8 protein-coding genes and 4 tRNA genes are annotated in these 8,123 nt (G+C 50.6%); all 12 read right to left on the reverse strand.

The genetic code is table 11. The features are described 5' to 3' along the window. Positions 1 to 33: 33 nt before the first annotated feature. Positions 34 to 204: a hypothetical protein gene (locus tag J4G02_16875; GenBank protein MCE2396228.1), complete on the reverse strand. Its 171-nt coding sequence runs from the start codon at positions 202 to 204 to the stop codon at positions 34 to 36. Between the two features lie 107 nt (positions 205 to 311). Beyond that, positions 312 to 387 (reverse strand) — tRNA-Thr (locus tag J4G02_16880). Positions 388 to 411: 24 nt separating this feature from the next. Next, positions 412 to 484 (reverse strand) — tRNA-Gly (locus J4G02_16885). Between the two features lie 48 nt (positions 485 to 532). Further along, positions 533 to 614 (reverse strand) — tRNA-Tyr (locus J4G02_16890). Between the two features lie 11 nt (positions 615 to 625). Further along, positions 626 to 698: transfer RNA gene (locus J4G02_16895), tRNA-Thr, on the reverse strand. Between the two features lie 74 nt (positions 699 to 772). Further along, positions 773 to 1,345, reverse strand: a complete 573-nt coding sequence (locus J4G02_16900) for a tetratricopeptide repeat protein (GenBank protein MCE2396229.1) — start codon at positions 1,343 to 1,345, stop codon at positions 773 to 775. A 51-nt stretch (positions 1,346 to 1,396) separates the two neighbouring features. After that, a complete protein-coding gene (locus J4G02_16905) occupies positions 1,397 to 2,284 on the reverse strand; it encodes a phytanoyl-CoA dioxygenase family protein (GenBank protein MCE2396230.1) in 888 nt (295 codons plus the stop codon). A gap of 69 nt (positions 2,285 to 2,353) precedes the next feature. Continuing rightward, positions 2,354 to 3,220 (reverse strand): phytanoyl-CoA dioxygenase family protein, encoded by an 867-nt coding sequence (locus J4G02_16910; GenBank protein ID MCE2396231.1) that lies wholly within the window; start codon positions 3,218 to 3,220, stop codon positions 2,354 to 2,356. A gap of 36 nt (positions 3,221 to 3,256) precedes the next feature. Continuing rightward, positions 3,257 to 4,699 carry an ABC transporter substrate-binding protein gene (locus J4G02_16915; protein ID MCE2396232.1) on the reverse strand — a complete coding sequence of 481 codons (1,443 nt, stop codon included), beginning with the start codon at positions 4,697 to 4,699 and terminating at the stop codon, positions 3,257 to 3,259. Between the two features lie 240 nt (positions 4,700 to 4,939). Then, entirely contained in the window at positions 4,940 to 6,100 is a 1,161-nt protein-coding gene (locus tag J4G02_16920; protein ID MCE2396233.1) for a hypothetical protein, read from the reverse strand. 313 nt (positions 6,101 to 6,413) lie between these two features. Next, positions 6,414 to 7,670: an amidohydrolase family protein gene (locus J4G02_16925; GenBank protein MCE2396234.1), complete on the reverse strand. Its 1,257-nt coding sequence runs from the start codon at positions 7,668 to 7,670 to the stop codon at positions 6,414 to 6,416. A gap of 21 nt (positions 7,671 to 7,691) precedes the next feature. Next, positions 7,692 to 8,123 (reverse strand): hypothetical protein (locus J4G02_16930; protein ID MCE2396235.1); only part of this gene is annotated, 432 nt, incomplete at its 5' end.

Here is an 8,123-nt window from a genome sequence, read left to right on the forward strand (position 1 = left end):
TTGACTACTCCCAAGCCTAAATGCTTGGGATCCTTATGATAGACTGACCAGTATCAATTGCTCTGTGCTATCTTCTCGCTTCACCGATTCTTGCCCCGACTGCTGGGGTCTTACGGCATCTCCACACGCGTTTAACGTCTCGGTGCGTCCCACCACGACGTAAGCAGGAACGCTATCATAATAGCGTTTTGGTGTTCTGCTCAATAGTCTCTAGTATACCATATTTTGTAGAAAGAAGCACACAACATTACTGTGTCGAGCCCAAAGCTAAAACATTGGGCATGTTGCTAGTTAACCGTCAAAAAACAGGATGGAGCCGACGACCGGGATTGAACCGGTGACCTCGTCCTTACCAAGGACGCGCTCTACCTACTGAGCTACGTCGGCACACGATCGGAAGCAAAACCGAAAAGCGGGAGACGGGACTTGAACCCGCGACAATTGGCTTGGAAGGCCAATGCTCTACCAACTGAGCTACTCCCGCGTTTTGCTTGGGACGCCACGGGGACACGTCTCCGACGCTTTGGTATGATGGGCGGAGAAGGATTTGAACCTCCGCAGGCTTAGCCAACAGATTTACAGTCTGCTCCCGTTGACCACTTGGGTATCCGCCCACTTGAATGAAAGCTGGCGAGAGGACTTGAACCCCCGACTAAGTGATTACAAATCACTCGCTCTACCAACTGAGCTACGCCAGCAAACGCAACGGTGAATTATACATGCCCACTTTCAAATTGTCAAGCAGAAATTTACAACGGCAGGAATTACCCATTTACTCAGCAGAAAATACAGGATGTGACCGAAGACGATTAAATACATCTTCCTCCCTTGCCAGCACCCGCATCCGCCCGTCAAGCTCAACCGCCCTCTGAAGGGAATCAATTGATTTCTGGTCTTCTCCCTTTAACGCATAGGCGCAAGCCAAGTTGTAATGGAGGTGCGCGACCTCCGGAGAGATCTGAATTGCTGTCTCACAAGATTCGATCGCCGAATCTGGTAGGTTCTGTTTTAGGTAAGCGGTCGCTAGATTGATATAAGCTCCCACTGCATCTGGACTCATCTCAAGCGTTTTTTGGAAGGCGGCGATTGCCGGAGCGTATTCCTCTTTACGCAGATAGGCTTGACCGAGGTTATTATACGCCGAGGGCGCTTGAGCGAAAAAGATTGTCCGCCCTTTGTTCCTGATGGCTTTGGTGTATGCCTCAACCGCTTGATCTAACTCACCATTCCTCAGATGAAAAAAACCCTTGCGCGAATGGTCATTAAATTGGCTTTGATGGTGCCAAACCCAAATAAAGAGAACAGTTACGATGAGGCAAAACGCCATGCTTACTTTTCTGATCATATTCTAAAATTTCTGAGAATCGAGCTGGAAGGTGCGCGTTGGCATACCCTATTACTCCCCTTCTCGTCGGGGCTGTACTAAAGTGTTACCATCCGCCTCGATCAGTGGTCGATTGTAGACATAGGGTGGTTCCAGCACCGCCTGCTGGGCTTCGGTCAGTTCGGAGACCCATCCCGGTAGGCACGTCTGGTAAATCCCACCGGCATAGTGGAGATACTTAGGAGTGTAGCGATAGAGTACCGTGCGTCTCTCCCCTTTTCCTCTCCAAGGGGCAGTTCCGTGTGTGGTTGCCTCGTTGAAAATTACCAGATCGCCCGCGGAGAGGGGAATGTGATAGACGACTTCCTCGTTGGCTTCTAACGTCAGAATGTCTTCGGGACAGGAGAAATTTGCTTTGTGGCTGCCGGGTATCACGCATAGGCCACCATCGCCCGGATTCACATCAGTCAAGTAATATTGACAAACGACTAGCCCGGAACGCATTGTCCCGTTTTGGTAGGCGTAGAAGCGGGAGCCGTTGAAAGTGAGATTGCCCGAACCGTGCAGTTTTAGTCCCTCGCAGCCGGCTGTGGAGGTCAGAACATCGACGCCGTGGTCTAGCTTCCAGCCGCGGCCCATCAAGGTATTGAGATAGGGGATGAGCTTGGGGTGAGCTAACAGATCGCGGAAGGGTTGACACCAAGGAGGCTGCCACGTCAACATGCCGCTGTAATGCCGAAATGGACTGAACCGCCCCTCGAGGGGCCTTCCCTGCCATTGTCCACTGATGACATTCGGCTCCCCGTATTCTCCACGTTTGTCCAGGTTGGCGTCGAGGGACTCGTTCAGGGTGTCTACCTCAACGGTCGAAAGAAAACCTCTGACCAAGAGAAAACCTTGGAGGTCGAATAGGTATTTTTCTCGGTCTCCCATGGTCGGGTATTGTTCTTGCTCGTTCACGGTCACAACCTCTCGTTTAGTGTGGGCTCGTAGCTGCTGTCCGATTCTTAAATGCGCATTGCTAGCAGGTTACACTGACTCGAACAGTCTCAACCAATCCGCCAGCGTATTCGCCACAGACGCTGGCTCTGCTTCGCTTCTCGCGATAAATCCCGGCACCCCATCGCGACCGGTAGGCATACGAGGGTCGCTATAGCGTATATCCATGCTCCAACGGATGTGATCGGAGTGGTTCGGGACCGAACGGTGAATGGTTTTGTGCTGGATGAGCAACACACCGCCCAACGGCACCGGACACTGGACCTGCTCGCCATCGGGCAACGCCCCATCAACAATTCCCTTAAAGTTACGCCCCGGTCCAAGCCCTGTAACATGGTTAATCAGTGGCGCTTTGTGGCTACCCGCAATCACTTCCATACAACCGTTCTCCACCGTTGCATCCACAAGCGGAATCCAGAAGTTGACCATGAAAGTCTCGGACGCGTCCGGTTGTAAGTAACCCAAGTCTTGGTGCCAAGGAACCACGGAGGTATCCTGATTGGGGAGTTTCGGACGGATATTGAATTGCGGATGCGCCAAAATTTCTGGTCCAATCAACGATTCAACAATATCCAAGATAGCCGGGTGCGTCTGCACGGCAAACATACCCTCTGTCTTCAATTTACCGTGCAATCCCTCGAAGAAAGTATCACTAAATGAGGTATCAGACGGATCAGCGACGGACTCTACCATCCGAGCTAACCGCCGCTCGAAAGGCTCATCTTCAAATAGCTCAGACAACTGTCCCTCTGCTTGTGCTTCTCGAGCGTTCTGATCCACTGTCTCGTTTAACTCCGAAATCAACAGTTGTAGATCCTCGACAGGGATTACATCCTCCACTAAGAGGTAGCCCTCATGTTTATAAAACGCAATCTGTTCAGAATTTAACCCACCCATAAAGTTCAGCCTCCATCAAAAATTTGGAATCACGTTTCACTCCGCCAACCAAGTCCCTCCAAATACGAGGATCCCACCCGATCCAATCTCCATCCCACGGACCTTGGGCTGACACAAAAAACTAGATGGCAGAAGATAAAGCGGAATAAAGTAATTAGATTGACCGAGTTCTAAAGCTGAAACATCGCTATCCGGTGCAATCGGCATAGATAGCAAAGCAAGGGACGGCGAATCCGCCTTGGACGCTCTCTGCAAAGTATCCATGTCCGCCGCTTTAATCTCTACCTGCAACCCGATCTGGGAAAGAGAGTCACGTTTCAACCACGTCGCAATCGCATTGCCCGTGTTGTCGGGCAGCTGTGCATAAACTAGATCGATCGGAGTCCTCCAGCCAACATGTTTCATTCGTCTGCGCGCCTTTATACGATCGTAGGGAAACGCAAAAGGCACAAATACCATTTTGGACGGACTTTCACCGTATTGTAAACGCAAGAGCGCGTCCGGGTCAACCGCATATCTGAGCACGTTGTACCAGGTCGGAACAGGCGAAGTTAGTGATGGGTTGGAGATTTCGATCTTATCCGGAAGGCGCAGATATACAAGCGTTGCCGAATCTGTTCGGATTAAAATGTCCTCAAGCCCCTTACGCTGGCGCCTTTCCACCTCTGTAATAGGAAGCGGCAAGGCATCTAGCACTCCTGACTCAAACTCAAACAGAGCCTCATCTAAATTTGCATAATAGCGGAAAGTCAGCTCCTCCAAATAGGGCTTACCCCAAAGGTAATCCGAGTTCGCCGTCAATCGCACCTCTGTCCTACCGAACGATTCCAACCGAAACTGCCCCGTACCAATCGGCTGCGTATCCCCAGGCGTGGTCACCCACGCTGTGGGCGAAGTCAGTTTTTCCGAAAAGTTTGGATCGCCGGCCCGCAGCGTAACCTGGAGGCGGGAATCGTCAAGGACACGAATCCCTTCAATCTGTGTCGCCGTCCCGCTTCGATGAACTTCGGCTCCCCGAATCTGAAGTAGGGGGTGCGGAGAAACCAGCCACACCCCCTGTCGCACAAACCGCTCCCAAGCCAATTTTACATCGGTCGCCGTCACCCGCTTGCCGTTATGAAACGTCATCCCTTGCGCGATTACAAATGTCCAGATCCGGTGATCCTCGGAATGGATCCAACCCTGAGCAATTGCGGGGCTAATCCGTCCGAAGCGGTCCCGTTTCACCAAACCTTCGTACAGATTTGATGCAACATGTAACTCCGCAAAATTGAGATAGTTGACCGTATCAAGCGTTGTTACTGGTTGAAAAATTGCCCCCAGCAGTGTCCCACCAAATCTTGGAGGCGACGCGGATTCAGCCGCAGTAGTTATCCAAGAAAAAAACGCTATAGCAAAAAGAGGGAATAGAAAAACTTTTCGGTTCATGTCAAGTGAACACACGAAACGCAAACAGCGTGAAACATGAAATTGATTCATTATAGTGAATCCTAAGTATTTGGTAGGCGCTGTTTCCAACTGCGCCGGTAGGTGCGGTTAAAAACCGCACCTACCGGGGTCATAGCCCGGATTTTTTTATCCCCGGTAGTCGATGTTTCCTAACCTCGCCGATTGGCAATGTCTAATTAATTCTAAAATCTACCATAGTTCATTGGTGCCCGATCTATGATATGTGCAGGTTACGGCATACGGAGTATGCCTATACTAGCACCCATCTTGTTATGATGCTTCCGACATTTCATCTAGACTCTTTAGCAAAGCATCCATTTCAATCTGCAAGTCTCGCAAAGCTCTGGAAACATCATCACTCTCAAGACGGGCATTACTTATTTCCGTCGTCCGGATCCGGACGATTTTGGCATGGGTGTTGTCAAGCGACACACGAATTGTCATTAACCGGGCGTCAATCTGTTCCCTTAATTCCTCAAGCTGTCCATGATTTTCAATGCGTTCTTCAAGCGTCTGTAATGCCTCCTCATATTGAGCATACACCGCAGCGTTCGGCGATTCTGCTAACTTTCTCGTAATTTCTGTCTTTTCAATGTGCAGCACTTGCATAGTCGTCGTTTCTAAGTAATCATCAATCTGTTGCAAGCGGTGACTCAGATCAGCAGCTTTCGCAAAAACATTATCGATATGCTCGATCGAACCCTCCAGCAACGATTTAACACTATCGTCGGCAGAATGAATTTGCTCAAAAATTTGGTTGCGGCTGTCACGAATTCGTGAGACAGGACCAATATATTTCGCTTTGAGTTTGAAGGGATAGTCCTGCCACGGCTCAAGTACCTCCTGTTGGAACGCTTCCTCCGGCTTGAAGATGTCTCGATAGGCGATCACCTGAACACAGACGGCAAGCGGAACGGTGATAAACAGCCCAAAGCCAAACCCTAAAACACCGAGAAATGAAACAAGGGGCACAACCAATCCATATAGCCAGAATCGCGCGCAGTTCTTCCATGTAAACACAGCTTTGAACGCAGTACCAAAGGAAGAGCCAACCCCCTTCCTCTCATCAATTAACAATGGAAATGCCAACATCGAAATCGCCCAGAGCAGTGGCGTTACCAAGATCCCAATCGCCGTTGTACAGAGGACGATAAATGCGATTAGGAATAACCACCATAGGAATAAGGCACCCCAATATCGGTGAAATCCCGTGAAAATATCGCGAATCCGTGGCTTCTCTCCGCGCATTGATTTCAACGCCATATAATACAAGCCCGCATACAGCGGGGCGGCGAAAAACAGGAAAGCCGGTGGAATACAAACTAACGCCCCAAGCAAACTTGCAAAGAAAAAGGTGGCTGGATGTCGTTTGTATAGTCTCCAGCCTTCAGTGAACCATTGTTCAATTGTGACTATGGGTTGACCTGCCATCTCCAATTTCTCCTATCTTTTTATGCAGCCAGAATCAAAGTCCAATTTGATATAGTAGAATTAGATTGCAAGATATTCGCCATTTCTCCAATCGCATAAACAACCATCTCAACTTTCCCCATAATCCGTAGGTCAGGGAGTTCATTGGTTCATTAGTCGGTTGGTTCATTCATTCTTCTTACGTTCCCCCCTTCGGATACACATGTCGCCCCGCTGGGGCTAGATGAACCGATGAACCAATGGTTTTGACGTTTCACGCATCATGTTATCAACAGCTGCAAACTAGCACCATTAGTTATAATGAACTAATGCACTAATGAACCTTTTGGCCACTCTGAAATACTGCCACAACACGACTGAAAGCGGAAACATCGACCGTTGGATCACCATCGAAGGCAGCAAGATCGGCAACCCTGCCCGGCGCAATAACGCCAATCTCGCCACCCATCCCGATCGCCTCAGCGGAGATGCTGGTAGCAGAGACAAGTGCCTCAGCGGGCGTAAACCCAACACGAACCAGTAACTGTAAATCGTAATCCAGATGCCCAAAAGCGAGATCTCCGACGCCGGAGTCCGTCCCCGGCACGATTCTATCCCGCATACCGTAGTCCAACATTCGCCGCATCACATCCAAGCGCACCTCTGCCCGCTCCTCAAGTCGGTCCAGTTCCGCTTCACCTTCAGGGGAGATCGTCCCCGCCTCTCGTTGTGCCGTGAGTCTAGCAATTTGCGGATAGCCCGTCCACGCCTGAAGCGTCGGACTGATCCAGATACCGGATTCCGCCATCATCTCAGCGACCTTCGGATCGAAACGCAGTTGGTCATCCGGGTCGAGAAACTCCGCGTGTTCCATCAGATCCACCCCCGCTTCAACCGCCCGCACCATCGACTCCTTCGCGCGACAGTGCGCCGCTGTCAGACGGTGAAAGTGGTGCGCCTCGTGGACAGTGGCGTGGAGTTCCGCAACGGTATAGCTCGCGCGACCGGGAATCGTGCCTGCCGTGCCACCGCCAGACGCCATAATTTTGATATAATCCGCACCCTCATGCACCAAGCGGCGGACTGAACGACGCATCTCCGCCTCGCCGTCGGCAACCTCATTGCACATGTGAAAATGCCCGCCGGTACAGGTGATAGGTCGTCCGCTCACAAGCATACGCGGTCCCGGAATATACCCGCGCCTAAGCCCCTCTTTAATCGTAAACCCCACTCGGTTCCGGGCACCGTGTTCTCGGATCGTGGTAATGCCAGCAGCCAGATGACGGCGTAGATTCATCGCCCCGGTGAGCACCATCATCTCATCGGTCTCGGTGAACATCTCAATATAGTTACGTCCATCACCCGCCAAACTCAGATGGGTATGCCCATCAATCAGCCCCGGCGTCACACAAGCGTTACTAAGGTCGATCTGCTCGGTATCCGGCGGTGCCTGCCGCCGAATCTGCCGCCGCGGTCCCACGGCGGTGATACGATCTCCCGTCACTAGAATTGCTTGATCGGCTTTGGCTTCGCCGCCAAGACCGTCTGCTAACTTCCCTGCCAAAATCAGTTTTGAGCTCGATTGAGCCATAGTGTTTCCTCTGCTTTATTTTTATTGGGGGGATAATATTCTGAAGACTTTACAAACCTTCATATAGGATTCCTCAAAATTTACAGGCACTGCAACTTCAGAAGTGATATACAACGGTAGCTCAGGCAATATATCTCCAATTTTTAAGGGGCTATGCCAGATATCCACTATCCCCAAATTGGATTCCCCGTGAGGCTGCTTTCGGTAAGCGGCACAATAAAGTGGATTTTCTGGATCTTCCTCTATGTATCCCGCTGTTGCTTTGACCGCCCGAAGCAATTGATTGTGGAGGTTGAAAAAAGGCAGTTCAAGGACATCAACAATGATCAATGAGACGTTTCTGGCTATTAGGTTTTCGCATTTAGCAACAAAGCTGTCTCTCTCACTTGGTCGGTCTTTGTTGGCACGGCTTAAAATCTCAATTGCGCCCACGGTGATATGTCTGCCTCGCTC

Source organism: Candidatus Poribacteria bacterium, assembly GCA_021295755.1.
Classification (GTDB): domain Bacteria; phylum Poribacteria; class WGA-4E; order WGA-4E; family PCPOR2b; genus PCPOR2b.

Coding starts and splice junctions, on each gene's coding strand:
- J4G02_16925 (MCE2396234.1), bottom strand. CDS start 7,670: ATGGCTCAATCGAGCTCAAAACTGATTTTGGCAGGGAAGTTAGCAGAC.
- J4G02_16920 (MCE2396233.1), bottom strand. CDS start 6,100: ATGGCAGGTCAACCCATAGTCACAATTGAACAATGGTTCACTGAAGGC.
- J4G02_16915 (MCE2396232.1), bottom strand. CDS start 4,699: ATGAATCAATTTCATGTTTCACGCTGTTTGCGTTTCGTGTGTTCACTT.
- J4G02_16900 (MCE2396229.1), bottom strand. CDS start 1,345: ATGATCAGAAAAGTAAGCATGGCGTTTTGCCTCATCGTAACTGTTCTC.
- J4G02_16910 (MCE2396231.1), bottom strand. CDS start 3,220: ATGGGTGGGTTAAATTCTGAACAGATTGCGTTTTATAAACATGAGGGC.